Raw genomic sequence first — 16,949 nt, 5'->3', positions numbered from 1 at the left:
TCCGCGGACGAGGCATCGACAGCCTCCCCAGCATCCGCACCACCACCGCAGAAACGCCTGACTAGACTGCCCGCAACCGTTCACTTTTCAAGCGCCGGAATCGACCAGTTCTGCAGCGCCGCCGACAATGAGCACAAGCTAGCGGCATCGACGGTGCGAGTAAAGGGGGCTACGTGAATAGCCGGCCGGGGCGACTGTGCGCCATGGGATTCTGCGCGGCCGCGCAGAATCCTCGGCCCAAATCTGACCTCCGCCCAGTGTGGTGGGCACCGGAATCCACACGCGGGCGGGCGTCCGAGCCGGACCCGTGATCGCGCGGTGTGAGCGTGCACGTGCGAAGAACGCCTCGGCGCCCTATGGAAAGTCGTCCAAACGTGAACCCCTTCCTCAACTGTGGGCGACAGGCGCCGGCCACCCGGACGCTGGCGGCGCGGGGACGGCACGACGCGCGCCGGGCGGACTCGACGACTACCACGAGGGGCCGCAGCAGCGGCCGGACTTCAACCCGAAGCCCGGACCTTGCGATCGGTGACTGTGCGGCGGCGGGTCACAGCGACCCAAAGACCGCGTCGGGGTCGGCCCGAAGTTCGAGTCTGTCGAGCAGGGGCTCCAGCTCTCGCTCCTCGAATCGGAAGTGCGACTCCATGATCGCCGCGAAGCCCTCCAGATGCTGCGCGAGGCTCGCGGGGGATGCGGCGGATTGCACCGCCGCGTCGAAGCGGGTCACAAGGGTGGAGATCATGTCGTGATCCTGCTGGAGCAAGCGGACGACGCGAGCAGCCTCTGGGTACTGCGCGACGAGGGCTGGGAAGAGCAGCGCGTCTTCCCCTCGATGGTGTCCGTCGAGGGCCACGCAGAACCCGTGGCAGAAGAGCAGGAGGTCTCGCGAAGCGTCCGGGACATCACCGTCGTCGCGGGCTGCCTCCTGTGCGGTGGCGAGCGCGAGACGAAGCCGTGAGTGCGCCTCGAGGAGCTGTCGTCGCCATGCGACGAGCCGGGGAATGTCGCTCACGCGACGATATCGGTACGAGCTTTCATAAGTGACCGCCTTGTTCGAGCGCCGAGCTGATCATGGGACCAGGCAACGCCGTGCCAGCTTAGTCGCGGCAGGCATCGTGGTTTGAGTGCCAGCGCTCACGATCGCGATTGCTCAGCGTCCGCCGGCCCGCGTGGACGTACGTGGTGCGCGACAACGCCGCGTTGGTTCTCCGGCCGGGTGGCACGGAACAGAACGAGGTGCTCGCGGTTGGCTTGCGCGCCAAGAATGGTGGAAAGTCGCGCGATCTCCTCGAAACCGAATGCCGCATGCATCTGCAAGGAGGCGACGTTGTCTTCGTCGGTGAAGTAGTGCACGGCATCGGCACGCGCCCACACCCACTCGACGCGCGCCCGGGTCAGAGCCAGACCGATGCCCTCTCGGCGATGGGAAGGATGTACGGCCAGACCACCGAGGTAATACCCCTCCGGCGCACCGCCTTCGGGGGCCGATTGGTGATGCGTCTTGGCGGCTGCGACGATCTTGCCGTCGACGACTGCGACCACGACGAGCCGATCGTCGAGATCGCTCATGACTGCGAAGTCCCAAGCTCGCCTGCCGCACGCTTCATGGACGGCGTTGATCTCCGCGAGGTCGTCGAGCGATGCCGACCGGATGATCACGTCGCCGAGCGTAGTGCGCGCCGCGAGACAGGAACAGCTTCACGACACCACCCTGTGCTTCCCCAGTCCGGAGGTTCCTCAACCGGGCACCGCGCGCTCGTGCCATTCCGCACGCAAGGCGGCCGCGGTCTTTCACGATGCGGGCGTGGCTCGCGACAAAGTAGGCGCGGCGTGGGGATCCATACCCGACAATGATCGAGTCATGAGACGTCATTGGACACCGCTCGCCTTCGCCTACCTAGGGCTCGCGATCGTCGGCCTGATCGGCACCTGGTACTTCAACGTGCTCGCGATCATCCAGATGCGGGACTACCTCGGCGACCTGGCGACCAGTGGTCCTGCCGTGTCGTCGTTCACGGTCGACCTGCTCGTGGTAGCTGTCGCAGGGAGCATCTTCATCATCGTCGAGGCTCGGCGCCTGCGGATGCGTTTCGGCTGGCTCTACGTCGCCGGTGCGGCGATCACCGCGTTTGCCTTCACCTTCCCGCTGTTCCTCGCGATGCGCCAGCGACGCACCACCGAGCTCGCCCGCTCCGAATTGTGACGCCCCTGGCGATGCGGGGCGGCGATGCGGGGCTGCGGCTGAACGCGCCTGAGGGACTGATCGCGCCTGAGGGAGGGAGCCGACCGGTCGCCAGCTTCAGTGCGTCGGTGCGAGGCCCCACGACGTGCGATCGATGACTCGCGGGGATCTCTCCGCGAGCAGGGGGAATGATCGCTGGTTGCGCGGAACCTGCGCGTGGAGCGGCTCGACTGATGGGGTCACCTCCTTCGATCCGGCGCGGCCATCTCGAACCAGCCCGGGCTCGCGGGCCTCGCCAGGAAGATCCCGAGCGGCGAGTCCTCCTGCCTCGCTCGCCGCCTGTTCACGGTAACGCCGGACCTCGGGGGCAAGGCGGTGAGAGGACACATCAGCTGTCGTTGATCTCCATGGTCATGTAGGCCGCGCCGCCCCATCCGAAGGTCACCTGCTGATCGGGTGTCATGCCCGGGGGCCGCTGATCTTCGGCGAGCTTGTCAAAGGCGAGCGACACTCCAACCGCCCGCTCCGCGGTGGCATCGTGGGGCGTGCACTGTACTTCGGTCGCAGCGCCATCGGTCAGCAGCAGGCAGTTCTGCGGTCCGTGCCCGCTCGATACTCTGGCGACCCAGAGCGCCCATCCGTAGTGGACGCCGAGTGGCTGCGCCCACATTGTCACGCCGTTGGCGGGGAACATCGGCGCATCGGGCCGCGAGGAGACGTCGATGAACTCGCCGCGCACCCTGTCGACGAGCAGAGGGATGGACACACGACCGTTCGCGGTGAGGTCGGTCGCAGCGGGCCTTATGAGAGACGGCGTGGTGGCCGCGCCAGCGCGGATCGGGTCCGGCACCGTCTGCGCCCCGTCGACCGCGCCGAGGGCGGCCGCGAACAGCGTGACCGAGGCGACGAGGCCGACGATCAGAAGGCGGCGGGGCGAGGGGCGGCCTGTGGCCGGTCCGTCGGCCGTCGGGCCCGCGTCGGATGCCGGTCCTCGGTGAGTGAAGGGATCGGGGGTGGAGGCCTCGGGCCCTGGGGTGCCTGCCGTCCATGACGGCGCGGGTGCGGCCTCAGACCGGGCTGCGAGGGCGAGCCCTTCGAGCTCGGACAGACGCTCCAACGCGACTTCGTCCCCGGCGATGTCGGCGTCCCGGTCGTACGCGCGGCGACGTAGTGCGGCCAGTTCCGCACGGGCAGCGGCATCCATCGTCAGCCGATCCTGCCCGCGCCGGGTGTGCGCGTCTTTGAGCTCGCCACGTTGTCACGCTACGCCCCGACAGGGGCGGCAGCGACAGGGTTCACAAGACGGATCTTCGGGTGCTCTTGGGCCCAAAGGCTCGGTTGGAGTCGTGCGCGCCCTCAGCCGTATCAGCCCCGTCCGGGCCGTTCTCCTCATCCGACGCGCGTCCGGCGTCGGTCGACGCTCGGACCGTGATCGTCGACCCGATGATCGCGATGATCCCGATCCCCAGGGCGAGGGCCAACGCGGTGAAGCCGCCGAGGGTCGATGAGATCGTGGCACCGACGAGCGCGTAGCACGCGGTCGCCGTGTACCAGATGGACCCGTGGCTGATCACGACGAACAGGACCGCGGTTCCAGCGGCTGCCGCCACGACGAGCAGCTGCCACGTGGTGCCCCAGCCCCCGCCGATGGGGGCGCCGGTCGCCTGAACGACGGTGGCGACGTTCAGGTACAGGGCGATGGAGGTCCATCCGGCGTACAGCCCTTCCGACAGATACAGAACCGTGCGGTCAATGCGTCGCCATCCGGCGACCTCTTCCCGGTGGGCCGTGATCCTCCGCCACGCGACGACGTGGGCGGCCACGATGACGACGAACACCACGAGTGTCAGTGGCGACTGCTGACCGAGGGATGCCGCCGCCAGCCACACGCCGAAGCCGGCGTAGACGACGCTCAGGGGCGCCACGAGACGGTCCCTCAGGGGCGATTCCCGCACCGCCGGGCGGAGCTGCAGGATCGACCACAGGATGCTCGCCGTGATGATGACCGCCCAGATCGAGAACATCGCCCCCGGCGGGATCAGCGGCGAGAACTCGACTCCGGATCGGAGCTGGTTCGGCGACCAGAGCGTGAACGCCAGATTGGAGACGAGCTGGCCTACCGCGAAGAAGACCACGCATGCGCGGCCCACGAGACGGCGGTCGATACGGACGCCTCGACGTGCTTGCGACGCTTCGACGGAAGATGACATCGGATACCTCGTCCCCTTCGGGATCGACTTCTCACGGCCACTCCCGCAGACCGCTCGATGGGTCCGCGCGAGAAGAGCTGCGCTCGATGGTGTCTTCCGGATATCGGCTCCGTGCGGATGCACCCGTCGAACATTCGCGCGCACGCCGAACTCCGCATCGGCATCCGACGACCGGGCGGCTGGAGGGAGGGGGTTCTCTTAGCGCTCACGCAGTTGTTTGGCAGATACTGATGCATAAGATGCAGTCACTGTAATTTAGCGGAGAGGAATCGCATGCCCGAGAAGACCCGTCCGCCCCTCGTCGACGAGGGGCGACAGCATCCGTCACCCGTCGTGCGAGCGGTCGACGTCACCCGCACCTACGGACGCGGCGATGCCGCTTTCCACGCCCTCCGAGGTGTGAACCTCGAGGTGCGCCGCGGCGAGTCACTGGCGATCGTGGGCAAGTCCGGCTCGGGCAAGTCCACCCTCATGCATCTGCTCGCCCTGCTCGACCGCCCGACGGGCGGACGCATCGAAATCGACGGGCGCGACGTCGCCGTCCTTCGCGAGCGCGACGCCAACGCCCTGCGGAACGCGCAGTTCGGCTTCGTGTTCCAGCAGTTCTTCCTCACGGCCGGGCAGACCGTGTTCGAGAACGTGAGCCTTCCTCTCGTCATCGGCGGCATGCCCGCCAGGGAGCGGCGGCGCCGGGCGATGGATGCGCTCACCGCGCTCGGAATGGCAGACAAAGCCGACAACCGAGCCAACGATCTCTCCGGCGGCCAGAAGCAGCGAGTCGCCATCGCCCGCGCCCTCGTGAACGACCCGTCGGTCATCTTCGCCGACGAACCGACCGGCAATCTCGACTCCGCGACCGGTCAGACCGTGGAGGAGATCCTCTTCGGGCTGCAGCGCGAACGTGGCATCACACTCGTCGTGGTCACCCATGACGCCGATCTCGCCCGCCGCTGCGATCGCACGATCACGATCGCCGACGGGCTCATCGCCGCAGACTCCGTGCCTGGCGATCTCGCGACCGAGGGGGTGAGCGGATGAAGACCGCAGACATCCTCCGCGCTGCTGCGCGCAACTCCTTCCGCAGCAAGCTGCGGACGACGTTGACAGTGCTCAGCCTGTTCGTCGGAGCCTTCGCCCTGACGCTCACGACAGCTCTGGGAGCCGGCGTCAGCGACTACGTCCAGCGTCAGGTCGCGACGCTCGGCGCGAACGACATCCTCCTCGTCTCGCCGGCTGCGACGACGTCGACGTCCGACGGCCCGACCGAGTACGACCCCGACGGGCGCCAGCAGTCGGGCCAGGCGACGCCGCTGACCTCGGGAACACTCCTCAATCAGGCTGACGTCGACACGATCGACGGCATCGACGGCGTGCGCCGCGTCGACGCGATCGACCAGATCTCGGTCGACTGGATTGAGGCATCCAGCGGCGGCGCGCGCTACGAGGTCGACATCAACCCGACGTCCTCGATCGGGCAGAGCGACCTCGTCGCCGGCGAGCAGCTCGACCAGGATTCCTCGGAAGCCCAGATCGTCCTGCCTGAGGACTACGTGAGCGCCCTGGGCTTCGAGGACGCGGATGCCGCGATCGGCCAGAAGGTCAGCCTCGGATACACCGACGCCGAGCAGGCGCAGCAGCAGGTCGAGGCGACGGTCGTCGGTGTGGCCCGTGCGAGCCTCTTCGCCGCCGGCGCCGGGACCAACTCGGCGCTCACCGCAGAGGTGGCGGATGCGCAGGCCGTTCCCGGGCAGCCGCGCGCCTGGCCGATCGCTGTCGCGTATCTGGACGGGTCGGGAAGCGGCGGAGCAGTGACCGAAGACGATATCGCCGCCGTGAAGTCCGACCTCCAGGCCGACGACCTCGCCGGGCAGACGATCGAGGATCAGCTCGGCGTCGTGCAGACGGTCATCAACGGGATCATCGGGGTGCTGAGCACCTTCGCCGTCGTGGCACTGCTGGCCGCATCCTTCGGCATCGTCAACACGCTGCTCATGAGCGTGCAGGAGCGCACTCGCGAGATCGGCCTCATGAAGGCGATGGGGATGTCGAACGGGCGGGTCTTCGCGCTGTTCAGCCTCGAGGCCGCGGTCATCGGGCTGCTGGGAGCGACGATCGGGGCCCTCGCGGCGATCCTCGTGGGGTCGGCGATCGCGAACGTCGCGGCCGACACCCTGCTGGCCGACCTTCCGGGCCTGCGGATCCTGCTGTTCGATCCGGTCAATGTGATCGCTGTGGTCGGCATCATCACGGTCATCGCGTTCCTGTCCGGCGTCCTCCCGGCGCGACGGGCGGCGCGCCAGAACCCGATCGAGTCGCTACGGTACGAGTGACCCCAGGAGTGCAGATCATGTCGACCCCACCGCCTCCGCGGCGACGCGACGCCGTCGCGAAGACCGCCGCGATCGAGCGTGCCGCCATCGATCTCGTGATCGAGCACGGCTACGACTCGGTGACGGTCGACATGATCTGCGCCCGGGCCCACGTCAGCCAGCGCACCTTCTTCAATCACTTCCGGACGAAGGATGCCGCGGTCATCGGCGCCGGTCCTCCATCGATCGACGAGCGGGCGGCACGCGAGTTCATCGTGTCGAGCGGACCGCTTCTGATCGGCGCGGCCCAGCTCATCCGCATCGATCCGGGTGCCATGGCCGCCGATCCCGAGCTCCTCGCCCGCCGCATCCGGGCCGTCGGGACCAGCTCCGCCCTCATGGCGAGGCAGATGGAGCGGCTGGCCGGCCTCGAGCAGGAGCTCGCCGAGATCATCCTGCTACGGCTGCGCACGCAGTTCCCATCAGAGGATGCGTCGCGCCTCGCCGTGCAGGCGGAGCTCACGACGCATATCCTCGCGGGAGTCATGCGGTACATCGGGCAGTCCTGGGCCAAGCAGGTCGAGGCGGGCGATGCGCCGCAGATCGACCCCTCCGCCATCGGCGAGGTGCTCTCCGCCACGCTCGCGAAACTGGGGTGACGGCGGCCTCCGAGCCCATGTCACCCTGGAACTTTCGTTACTTGCGTTCGGTTAACTAGACATTTCGTAATGCCTGTTACATGATGGGACCGGCGCTCACCGTCGAGCTCCCACGAGAAAGGTCCACCGATGGCAATCCTCACCCCCCGCCTGCGCCGCGCCAGTCTCGCGACCGCCGCGCTCGCCGCTGCTGGCATCCTCATCGCCGGCTGTACCGCCGCCTCGGGGGCCGACAAGAGCTCCGACGAGGGAGCGTCCGCCGCCCCTGTCGACATCCTGGGCACCGACATCGCCGTCGATGAGGATGCGCGCGCGCTGCTCCCCGCCGACGTCGCCGAGGCCGGCGCCGTCAAGGTCGCGACGGACGCCCCGTACGCACCCTTCGAGATGTTCGTCGAGGAAGGCTCGGAGGAGCTCACGGGCGTCGACGTGCTCCTCGGCCAGGCGATCGGGGCCAAGCTGGGCATCGACTTCGACTTCGCCCAGCAGGGCTTCGACGGCATCATCCCCGCCCTCCAGGCCGGCAACTTCGACGTCGCGATGTCGGCGATGACCTCGAGCGTCGAGCGCATGGATGTGCTGACGTTCGTGGACTACTCGGCGTCGGGAACCGGCATCCTCACCCGCGCCGGCAACCCCGACAAGATCGAGACCTACCTCGACCTGTGCGGAAAGGACGTCGCCGTTCAGACCGCGACGAGCCAGGTCGACCTCGTCAACGAAGTGTGGCAGGCAGACTGCAAGGCCGAAGGCCTCGAGCCCGTGAACCTCAGCGAGTTCCCCTCGGATTCCGACGCCCAGCTCGCGATCACCGCGGGCAAGGCCGTCGCCTCGCTGCTCACGAAGCCCAGCGCCGGGTACGTCGCGAAGACGACGAACGACGGCAAGACCTTCATGGTGGTCGAGGACTCCACCGCCCCGAACGGCTACGATGCGACGCTGAACGGCATCGGGGTGCTCAAGGACGACCAGGAGCTCGCCGAAGCGATCCAGGCGGCACTCCAGAGCCTCATGGATGACGGGACCTACACGGCGATCCTCGGCGAATTCGGCGTGGAGGGCATCGGCATCGACGCAGCGACCATCAACGGCGCCAACTCCTGAGCCGACTCCGGTGCGGCCGCCGTCGTCGGCGGCCGCACCGGTTCACCGCGGAAGCGGCACGCCGTTCCGCAAACCGATCGATCACCCCACCACGAACCTGAACTCACCGAGGAGCATCATGGCCGCACCGTCGCCGCAGGTCGTCACCCCGACCGCGGGGGACGCATCGGAGCCCCGCAGCCCCGCGCCTATCACCGCTGTCCCGCTGCGCCACCCGTGGAGGTGGGTGTCCGGCATCATCGTGGGCCTTGTCGCCGCCTCGCTCGCCCTCGCCTTCGCGCAGAATCCCAACATCGACTGGCCGACCGTCGGCGAGTACCTGTTCGCACCACTGACGCTTCAGGGTCTCGCGACCACGATCTTCCTCACCGTCGCCGCCATGGCGATCGGGCTCGGCGGCGGCATCGTCGTCGCCATCATGCGCCTCTCTCCCAACCCCGTCATGCGGGTGGTGAGCGGTCTGTTCGTCTGGGTGTTCCGTGGCACGCCCGTGCTTCTGCAGCTCATCTTCTGGGGCTTCATCGGGGCTTTCCTGCCGGAGATCGTGCTCGGCATCCCCTTCACCAGCATCGAGTTCTGGTCGGTCGAGACGAGCGACCTGATCCCGGCCACCATCGCCGCCCTCCTCGCACTGGGCCTCAACGAGATGGCCTACGCCTCCGAGATCGTGCGTGCCGGCATCCAGTCCGTCGACCACGGCCAGACCGAGGCGGCGCACTCTCTCGGCATGACGCCGGGGCGGACGATGCGGCGCATCGTGCTGCCGCAGGCCATGCGCGTCATCGTTCCGCCGATGGGCAACGAGGTCATCACGATGCTCAAGACGACGGCCCTCGTGTCGGTGATCGCCGGCCGCGATCTCATGTCGAACCTGCAGGCCGCCTACGCACAGAACTTCAAGATCATCCCGCTGCTCATCGTCGCGGCGATCTGGTACCTCGCGCTCACGAGCATCCTCGCGATCCCGCAGGCATGGCTCGAGCGCCGATTCGGCCGCGGCGTCGCCGGCGCCCGCGAGTCGGCCGTCAGCCGCGTGCTGCGCACCTGGAAGGGCGGAAAGAAGTGACCATCATGCTCCCCACCGAACCCACCGACGCCCTCGCGACCGACACGACCGCGATCATCGATGCGCGCGACGTGCACAAGCGCTTCGGCTCGCTCGAGGTGCTCAAGGGCATCACGCTCCAGGTCGAGCGCGGACAGGTCGCGTGCCTTCTCGGCCCCTCCGGCTCAGGCAAGTCCACGTTCCTGCGCTGCATCAACCACCTCGAGAAGATCGACGCCGGCATGATCCGCGTCGCCGGCCGCACTGTCGGCTACGAGGAGCGCAACGGCAAGCTCTACGAGTTGCGCGAGAAGGATGTCGCGAGCCAGCGCCGGGGCGTCGGCATGGTCTTCCAGCGGTTCAACCTCTTCCCGCACATGACGGCGCTGGAGAACATCATCGAGGCGCCGATGCAGGTGCGCGGCACCTCCCGCGCTGCGGCCAAGGAGCGCGCGGCGGAGCTGCTGAACCGCGTCGGTCTCGGCGACAAGGCCGGCGCTTACCCGAGCGCGCTCTCGGGCGGTCAGCAGCAGCGGATCGCGATCGCCCGCGCCCTCGCGATGGACCCCGAGGTCATGCTCTTCGACGAGCCGACGTCGGCGCTCGACCCCGAGCTCGTCGGCGACGTGCTCGACGTCATGCGCGACCTCGCGGCATCCGGCATGACCATGATCGTCGTGACCCACGAGATCGGCTTCGCCCGCGAGGTCGGCGACGTAGCGGTCTTCATGGACGGCGGCGTCGTGGTCGAGCAGGGTCGCCCGGCGGATGTGCTGGTCAACCCGCGTGAAGCTCGGACCCAGGCGTTCCTCGCCAAGGTGCTGTGATGACGGCCGCTCCACGCGCCGCCGCGCCGCCGTCCGCGGTCGCGCTCCGCGACCTCGCGCAGGCGGCCATGCCCGTCTTCCGGCGCGAGCTCGCCGAGCTTGTCTCGATCGACTCCGGCTCCGACTCGCCGGCCGGTGTCGACGCCGTCGGCGACTGGTGCGCCGCTCGGCTCGCGTCCCTCGGGCTCGACGTCGAGCGGATCCCCACTCCTGCCGTTGCGGGCAGGCGCTTCGGCGGCGTCGTCGTCGGGCGCCTGCGGGGGAGCGGCAGCCGACGCATCCTGCTCTTCGCGCACCTGGACACCGTCTTCGTCGAGGGCACTGCGGCCGCGCGGCCCTATCGGGAGGAGGGCGGGCGGGCGTACGGGCCCGGGGTCTGCGACGACAAGGGCGGCGCGCTGGCCGGGGTCCACGCGGCCGAGCTGCTGATCCACGCCGGCTTCACCGACTTCGCCGAGCTCGTGATCGCGCTGACCCCGGACGAGGAGGTGGGTTCGCCCGCGTCCGGCAGTGTTCTCACCGGGCTCGCGGCGGAAGCGGATGCTGCGCTCTGCCTCGAATGCGCGCGGGAGAACGGCGACCTCGTCGTCGCGCGGAAGGGTGTCGCCGATGTGCGCATCGACATCCGGGGGCGCGCCGCTCACTCCGGGGTCGAGCCGCACCGAGGCCGCAACGCCGCCGTCGAGGCCGCACATCTGCTGCTCGATGTGCAGGCCCTCAACGGCATCCGGCCGGATGTCGCGGTCAACATCGGCGTCGTGAGCGCCGGGGAGCGCACCAACGTCATCCCGGCCGCGGCCCTCCTCTCGGGTGAGGTGCGTTCGACGACACTGGCCGACCTCGAGTGGGCACTCGATGCGATCGAGGAACGCGCAGCAGCGACCGTGATCGACGGCGTCACGGCAGGCGTCGAGCGCCTCGCCGTCTGCCCTCCGCTCGAGACGGGGTCGACGCTCGCACTGTTCGAGAAGGCGATCGCGGCCGGAGAGGAACTCGGCATCGAGCTCTCCGGCGCTGCGACCGGCGGTGTCTCGGACGCCAACTTCGTCGCCGCGACCGGCACGCCGGTCCTCGACGGCCTGGGCCCGATCGGCGGCGACGACCACGCCGAGTCGGAGTGGCTCGACCTCGAGAGCGTTCCTGAGCGACTCGCTCTGCTCGCCGCCCTCGTCGTGCGCATCGCGAGCGAGTGAGCGCGATACTGTCGACTGCGGAGGTGCTCGAGATGGCCGATGCCGGCATTGCGGAATCGATCCGTCGGGGATTGAGCGACTGCTCTCCTGCCGAGCGCAAAGTCGCCCGCGTGCTGCTGGCCGCCTACCCCTCGGCGGGATTCGAGACGGTCGCACGGCTCGCCGACCGCGCGGGGGTGAGCGGGCCGACCGTCCTGCGTTTCGTTCAGCGGCTGGGCTACCGCGGGTTCCCCGACTTCCAGGAGGCACTGCGCCGCGATCTCGATGAGCGCTCGGCCTCGCCGCTGCGGATCCACCAGACCCGGGTTCTCGCCGAGGAGCCGAGCGGGTCGCTCCACAGCCGGGCAGCGGCGATCTCGACGGCCACGCTCCAGCGCACCTTCGACGAGCTCAGCACCCACGACCTCGACCGATGCGTCGAGCTGATCTCGGGAGCATCCGGGTCCGTCGTCATCGCCGGCGGCCGGTACAGCGGGCTGCTCGGACGAATTCTTGCGCTGCACCTCGAGCAGCTCCGCCCACGCGTCCGCATGCTCCCCGACGAGCCGTCCGCGCGCGCGGCGATGGTGGCCGACCTCGGTCGGCGCGACGTGCTGGTGCTCTTCGACTACCGGCGCTACGAGGAGCACACGCTGCGGCTCGCCCGCGTGGCCCGCGCCCAGCACACATCAGTCGTGCTCTTCACGGATGCCTGGCTCTCGCCGATCTCGTCGGAGGCCGACGTCGTTCTCACCAGCGAAACGGCGGCGCCTTCCCCCTTCGACGCGCTGACACCGGTCATGGCGCTGATCGAGACCGTTGTGGCGGGATGCTTCGACCGGCTCGGCGACGCGGCCGTGGGCCGCATGGCCCAGGCCGATCAGCTGGCCGGCGAGCTCGGCCTCTACTGAGCGGGTTCAGACCCGCCCCACGGGGCACGCAATGACAGTTGGATGCGCCCGGCCGTCGCAACGGCCGGGCGCATCGCAGTCCGCGGGTCAGTCCGCGTCGGCGATCTCGACGCGGAGGTCGGCGAACGAGACGTGGCCGCCGGACGTGGTCCAGGCGCGTGTGCCCTGGTCGCGGGTCAGGGTCGTCTCGAACCGCGGGTCGGTCTCGTAGGTGACGCCTGTGCCGACACCCGAGGCTGAGGCCACGACGGCCTGGCCGAGGTCGCGCATCGTGTAAGCGCCACCCGCGCCGTCGATGGAGTCCCACAAGTCGGCGACGGGTGCGGCATCCTCACCGCCGGGCTTCACCTTGGTCGCGCCCTTGCCCTTGGCGATCGCGGCGTTGTGGCGCAGGTCGATGCTGTCGCCGGCGTTCGCATAGCTCCAGCGCACGCCCGTGACGGTCTGGTCAGTCCGCGCCGCGTTCGACACGTCGATGATCGAGGCGCCGTGCTCGCCGATGACACGTCCCTGCCCCGTCGTGCGGTCGAGGACGACGGCCGTCGTCTCGTCGACGCCGAGCACGTACGGGTGCCCGGTCGCGAGTGCGAGGGTGATCGCCCGGCCCTCCCGGCCCCACGTCGTGAAGTGGCTGTCGAGCAGGACGCCGTCGACGAAGCCGAAGCCGCCGTACGGGAGGTAGCCGAGCGCAGTGGCGTCATCGAGGTAACCGGCGGTCGCACCGTCGCGCCAGGCCTGGTACGACTCTCCGCCCGTGACCATGTCCGCCCCCTGCTGGATCGTGAGTCCGGCGCTGACGCCGGCGACGACCCCGCGGGCGGCGACGCTGCGGATAGCGGTCATGGCCGGCGTGTCGGCGCAGTCGCTGAAGGCCTCGAGTTCGGCGTCCGCGCACTCGAACAGCGTCCGGGCGTACCGCATCTGGTCGCCCCCGCCGAAGAAGACGCCCGTGGACGCCGCGATCTCGGCAGCGACGCCGGTGTCGAGGGCCCTCGCCGGGGTGTAGCCATCGCCGGCGTAGTCGACAGCCTCGTCGATCGGCACCGAATAGGTCTCGGCCCCGAAGCTCTGGAAGAGGCCCGAGTAGTAGAGGCCGTTCGCCGCCGCGTTGTTCTCGTCGGGGTTCGCGGCCTGCTCCGGCGTCGCGGCGGACGAAGCGGCTGCCGTCACGATCGCGATGCGCGCATGCTGAGGACCCGCGCCGTCGGGGTCGGCGAGGTCGACGATCGCTTGGAGGATCTCGGCGTTCTCCTTGAGGTTGCCACCGATCAGGACGGCGTGCGGGGAGGACTTCTTAGGCGCCTGCACCGGTGGTGCGGCGATCGCGGATGCCGCGGGGACGAGGACCAACGCGGTGCCCAGGGCGAAGGCGCCGAACGCGGAGGAGGGTCGATGCACGGTTTCTCCTTTGAAACATGAGATACAGAATGACTATTATCGCGCACGAATCTAATGCATGTTACAGAACGACGGAAGAGGCTGCGCGATGATGCGACTCGATTCCCTGCTCGATGTCGAAAGCCCCGACGACCCGGCACCGGCCCGCGTCTCCGTGGAGGCGATGCACGCGGTCTCGCCCGAGACCGAGGAGCTCGTGGACGAGGTGCTGCGCTACGCGCGGGAACGGATGCTGTTCGCCGACGGGCGCGTCACCCGATCGCGACATACCACCACAGGAACACACCGAGAACGGCCAGGTTGACGTCCGGGCAGGAGCGCCTTGAGCAGTCGTGATCAAGGCACCGTCGGTGCTGGCCCGACAGGCAGCCTGATACGTGTCAGCTGCTAGGAGCAGCCGCCCACAACGATGGTGCGGACGGCTGCGTACGCTCCGCGCCTACCCACGCTCGTTGTCGAGAGAGCTGAAGTGCTCGTCCGGAGCCTCGGGCGCGATCCGTTCGTAGACGTCCTGCCATCGCAACCATTGGAAAGCGAACCAACTGATCCGGTCACCCTCGATCTCATCAGTTGACGCGCGAATCTTGAACCAAGTGGCCAGACTCCACGTCACTTGTCGTCGAAGGGATCGCATCGGCCGCAAGAGTTCAATGACAAGCGTCGCGGCCACCCCCGCGACGAGAGCGCTCCTCGTCGCTGTGACGAGGAGCGTCGGGGTAGTCAACTTGTCCGAGATCCACGAGGTGAGGCCGATTGCGATCGCGCCCGGCAGAGCAATGTTGACCAGCACCTCCAAGATCGGAAGGTCGCGGTTCGTCCTTCCGCGGTACCAAAACACCGCCGCGACAACCATCCATATGCCAGCGCCAATGAGCGCCAGCGCGGCGACCCACACTGAGACGGCCGCCATCGCAACCAGAATCGCGAAGGGGCTTCCTCGCTCGCGAGCACTCTGCATCTGCTCGTCGATTCGCAGTGCTTCCTGGATCGCGACAAGACCGCAGGCGATTGACGATAGCCCGAGCCCGAAGCCGCTGGCTGAAACAAAAGCGGCCGTCGCACTGGTTCCTTCAAATCCGGTCACGGCGGCGGCCGCCACTAGTACTCCGGCCAGGACCAGAGCAGCACCTTGGAGATCCGCGGGAACGAGAAAACAACCGACGCCACAGACCAGTGCGGCGCTCCAGTAGATTACGCGAAGGGTTCGCGCTCTCGGAGCTCGGGCGGGTACGCGAATACTCGCCGCGACGGCGGCGACGATCAGAGATGACACTCCAACGACTACTAGCCACGGAATGGAGAGCACGGTCAGGAGAACTGCCGCAACGTTTGCGAGCCCGAAGAAGCCGAGGGCGACGCCATACCTGCGAACAAACGACGCACGTTTCTGGTCACCAGCCTCCACGGGTAGATAATGACACCATTCAGAGTTCGCGAACGATCGGCGCAGCACACAATTCGCTCCGCGGCACGGCTCATTGCTCTCGCGACCAACGAATTGCCGATGGAGGTCACTCAGGACCGCGAACTCGGTGGTGTGGCGTTGCGAGCGGAGATTGACGACAACCGCGCCGCCACGATCGGCCTGCTGCCCCAGCGCAAGTGGGCGACACGGATCGATCTGCCAGGATTCTCCGAGATCATGCCGAATCCTGGGCTTCCTCGGCGACTGCCGGCTGACGCGATCCTGGTTTCGCTGCTCGGCGACCTTGCCCGTATCGGCAGTTCAGGCGGCGTGGATGATGACGGCGAACTAAGCATCCCTCGCGAAGGCGAGTATGAGACGTGGCCCACTCGGAGGGCGCGGACCTATGTCGCCCTCACTCTCCTCGCGCTGGTCGCCACCGAACGCATCCCCTCGATGATGTCCAACGGGCGCCTATGGGCACGCGACATCGCGGTCGTGGAGCTTCGTGGCCTCCTCGGCACTCATGCAGGCTTACGCAGACTCCTCACGCGACAATTGGCACAGGAGCGAACCCGCCCCGCGCCTCGCTAACCCATGACGTTGCCCTGAACGCGCGCCCACCGGAGCGGTCGTTGCGTTCACTCGATGTGTGGCGGCCAGGGAGGCGTCCGCAAGCCGGTCCCCGACCGTGCGACTTCGTCCTTGGAGATGGCCGACGACCGCCGTCTGTGACCAGCCCAGGGATCAGATATCCGCCGACGTGCCAGGTCGCCCCCACCACGACGATCCGCATGCTGGACCTCCCTGTCCTCGGCGTTACAGGTTGATGTGGATGCGGTAGAGGCTGGTGGATGCGGTGATGTAGAGCGTCGTACCGTCCTCGCCTCCGAAGCAGACATTGGACACGATCTCGGGAACGGGGATCGCGCCGACACGGACACCCTCCGCATCGAAGACGACGACGCCGGTGGCGCTGGATGCCCAGACGCGCCCGCGGGCGTCGACGCGCAGGCCGTCGCACACTCCGTCGCCGATCAGCGCGAAGGTCTCTCCCTGATCGCATGCGCCGTCGCGCACGCGGTAGCGGCGGATGTGGCGGGGGACGCCCGGCTGCGTGGCCCCTGCCGTGTCCGACACGTAGAGGACGGTCTCATCCGGTGAGAACGCGAGTCCGTTCGGATGCACCATATCGGTGATCACCGGCCGCAGCTCTCCCATCCGCTCGTCGAAGCGGAACACGAAGCATCCTTCGTACTCGGGCGCCGCGGCGTGTCCTTCGTGATCGGAAAGGATGCCGTAGGGCGGATCGGTGAACCAGATCGCGCCGTCCGAAGTGACCACCACGTCGTTCGGCGAATTGAACCGCACACCGTCCCACCGATCGACGATCGGCGTCACGACCCCGTCGACGTCGCGCTCGATCCGGCGCAGTCCGTGTGAGCACTGCACGACCCGACCCTCGAGATCGAGGGTCCGACCGTTCGTGAACTCGACTCCGGCTCGATACACGTCTACGCGGCCGGTCGCGGCGTCGAACTGCAGGATCCTGTCGTTCGGGATATCGCTGCAGCGCACGGCTCCAGCATCCGGGAGCCAGACCGGTCCCTCGGCCCACGCCATACCGGTGTACAGGCGCTCCAGCTGTGCACCCGGCTGAATCAGAGGCGTGGTCTCGGTCATTCCAGTGTCAACTGTGTCATGTTGCTACCGAACGCGCCGACGGG

18 protein-coding genes are annotated in these 16,949 nt (G+C 68.2%); 11 read left to right on the top strand and 7 right to left on the bottom strand.

Annotated features, from left to right (window positions below; translation table 11 throughout):
- Positions 1-547: 547 nt before the first annotated feature.
- A complete protein-coding gene (locus tag RS82_RS01115) occupies positions 548-1,012 on the bottom strand; it encodes a hemerythrin domain-containing protein (RefSeq protein ID WP_045296328.1) in 465 nt (154 codons plus the stop codon).
- Positions 1,013-1,134: 122 nt separating this feature from the next.
- The gene (locus RS82_RS20530; RefSeq protein WP_052676635.1) at positions 1,135-1,659 is read right to left on the bottom strand and encodes a GNAT family N-acetyltransferase; all 525 of its coding nucleotides are present in this window, start codon (positions 1,657-1,659) and stop codon (positions 1,135-1,137) included.
- A gap of 202 nt (positions 1,660-1,861) precedes the next feature.
- Here RS82_RS20530 and RS82_RS01105 point away from each other — a divergent pair, with 202 nt between their 5' ends.
- A complete protein-coding gene (locus RS82_RS01105; RefSeq protein WP_045296327.1) occupies positions 1,862-2,203 on the top strand; it encodes a DUF2834 domain-containing protein in 342 nt (113 codons plus the stop codon).
- Between the two features lie 367 nt (positions 2,204-2,570).
- Here RS82_RS01105 and RS82_RS21605 read toward each other — a convergent pair whose 3' ends face one another.
- Both RS82_RS21605 and RS82_RS01095 read right to left on the bottom strand, forming a co-directional pair.
- On the bottom strand, positions 2,571-3,386 hold the full coding sequence (locus RS82_RS21605; protein WP_052676634.1) for a hypothetical protein: 816 nt from the start codon (positions 3,384-3,386) through the stop codon (positions 2,571-2,573).
- Positions 3,387-3,477: 91 nt separating this feature from the next.
- The gene (locus tag RS82_RS01095; protein ID WP_045296326.1) at positions 3,478-4,392 is read right to left on the bottom strand and encodes a hypothetical protein; all 915 of its coding nucleotides are present in this window, start codon (positions 4,390-4,392) and stop codon (positions 3,478-3,480) included.
- 273 nt (positions 4,393-4,665) lie between these two features.
- Between RS82_RS01095 and RS82_RS01090 the strand changes: the two genes are divergently transcribed.
- From RS82_RS01090 to RS82_RS01055, 8 genes are all read left to right on the top strand, one after another.
- The gene (locus RS82_RS01090) at positions 4,666-5,430 is read left to right on the top strand and encodes an ABC transporter ATP-binding protein (protein ID WP_045296325.1); all 765 of its coding nucleotides are present in this window, start codon (positions 4,666-4,668) and stop codon (positions 5,428-5,430) included.
- Positions 5,427-6,722, top strand: a complete 1,296-nt coding sequence (locus tag RS82_RS01085) for an ABC transporter permease (protein WP_045296324.1) — start codon at positions 5,427-5,429, stop codon at positions 6,720-6,722. Before RS82_RS01090 ends, RS82_RS01085 begins: the two co-directional genes overlap by 4 nt.
- A gap of 17 nt (positions 6,723-6,739) precedes the next feature.
- The gene (locus tag RS82_RS20520; protein WP_084695388.1) at positions 6,740-7,360 is read left to right on the top strand and encodes a TetR/AcrR family transcriptional regulator; all 621 of its coding nucleotides are present in this window, start codon (positions 6,740-6,742) and stop codon (positions 7,358-7,360) included.
- 129 nt (positions 7,361-7,489) lie between these two features.
- Entirely contained in the window at positions 7,490-8,464 is a 975-nt protein-coding gene (locus RS82_RS01075; RefSeq protein ID WP_084695387.1) for an ABC transporter substrate-binding protein, read from the top strand.
- 118 nt (positions 8,465-8,582) lie between these two features.
- The gene (locus tag RS82_RS01070; protein ID WP_045296323.1) at positions 8,583-9,530 is read left to right on the top strand and encodes an amino acid ABC transporter permease; all 948 of its coding nucleotides are present in this window, start codon (positions 8,583-8,585) and stop codon (positions 9,528-9,530) included.
- A 5-nt stretch (positions 9,531-9,535) separates the two neighbouring features.
- Positions 9,536-10,336, top strand: a complete 801-nt coding sequence (locus RS82_RS01065; protein ID WP_045296337.1) for an amino acid ABC transporter ATP-binding protein — start codon at positions 9,536-9,538, stop codon at positions 10,334-10,336.
- A complete protein-coding gene (locus RS82_RS01060; protein ID WP_045296322.1) occupies positions 10,336-11,529 on the top strand; it encodes a M20 family metallopeptidase in 1,194 nt (397 codons plus the stop codon). Before RS82_RS01065 ends, RS82_RS01060 begins: the two co-directional genes overlap by 1 nt.
- Entirely contained in the window at positions 11,526-12,419 is an 894-nt protein-coding gene (locus tag RS82_RS01055) for a MurR/RpiR family transcriptional regulator (RefSeq protein ID WP_245619477.1), read from the top strand. Before RS82_RS01060 ends, RS82_RS01055 begins: the two co-directional genes overlap by 4 nt.
- Positions 12,420-12,506: 87 nt before the next feature.
- Here the strand turns inward: RS82_RS01055 and RS82_RS01050 are convergent, their stop codons facing one another.
- The gene (locus RS82_RS01050; protein ID WP_052676632.1) at positions 12,507-13,817 is read right to left on the bottom strand and encodes a cyanophycinase; all 1,311 of its coding nucleotides are present in this window, start codon (positions 13,815-13,817) and stop codon (positions 12,507-12,509) included.
- 88 nt (positions 13,818-13,905) lie between these two features.
- On the opposite strand from RS82_RS01050, the gene RS82_RS01045 reads away from it, so the two are divergent.
- Entirely contained in the window at positions 13,906-14,121 is a 216-nt protein-coding gene (locus RS82_RS01045) for a hypothetical protein (RefSeq protein WP_045296321.1), read from the top strand.
- A 135-nt stretch (positions 14,122-14,256) separates the two neighbouring features.
- Here RS82_RS01045 and RS82_RS01040 read toward each other — a convergent pair whose 3' ends face one another.
- A complete protein-coding gene (locus tag RS82_RS01040; RefSeq protein ID WP_157005251.1) occupies positions 14,257-15,222 on the bottom strand; it encodes a hypothetical protein in 966 nt (321 codons plus the stop codon).
- A 99-nt stretch (positions 15,223-15,321) separates the two neighbouring features.
- Between RS82_RS01040 and RS82_RS01035 the strand changes: the two genes are divergently transcribed.
- Complete coding sequence (locus RS82_RS01035) at positions 15,322-15,816, top strand: hypothetical protein (protein WP_045296319.1); 495 nt, start codon at positions 15,322-15,324, stop codon at positions 15,814-15,816.
- 225 nt (positions 15,817-16,041) lie between these two features.
- Here RS82_RS01035 and RS82_RS01030 read toward each other — a convergent pair whose 3' ends face one another.
- Positions 16,042-16,905, bottom strand: coding sequence for an SMP-30/gluconolactonase/LRE family protein (locus tag RS82_RS01030; RefSeq protein ID WP_045296318.1), 864 nt, complete (start codon positions 16,903-16,905; stop codon positions 16,042-16,044).
- Positions 16,906-16,949 lie beyond the last annotated feature (44 nt).

The sequence above is a fragment of the Microbacterium trichothecenolyticum genome (assembly GCF_000956465.1).
Taxonomy (GTDB): Bacteria; Actinomycetota; Actinomycetes; order Actinomycetales; family Microbacteriaceae; genus Microbacterium; species Microbacterium trichothecenolyticum.
The sequence above is the reverse complement of the archived record's forward strand: the minus strand, read 5'-3'. Positions and strand labels throughout refer to the sequence as shown.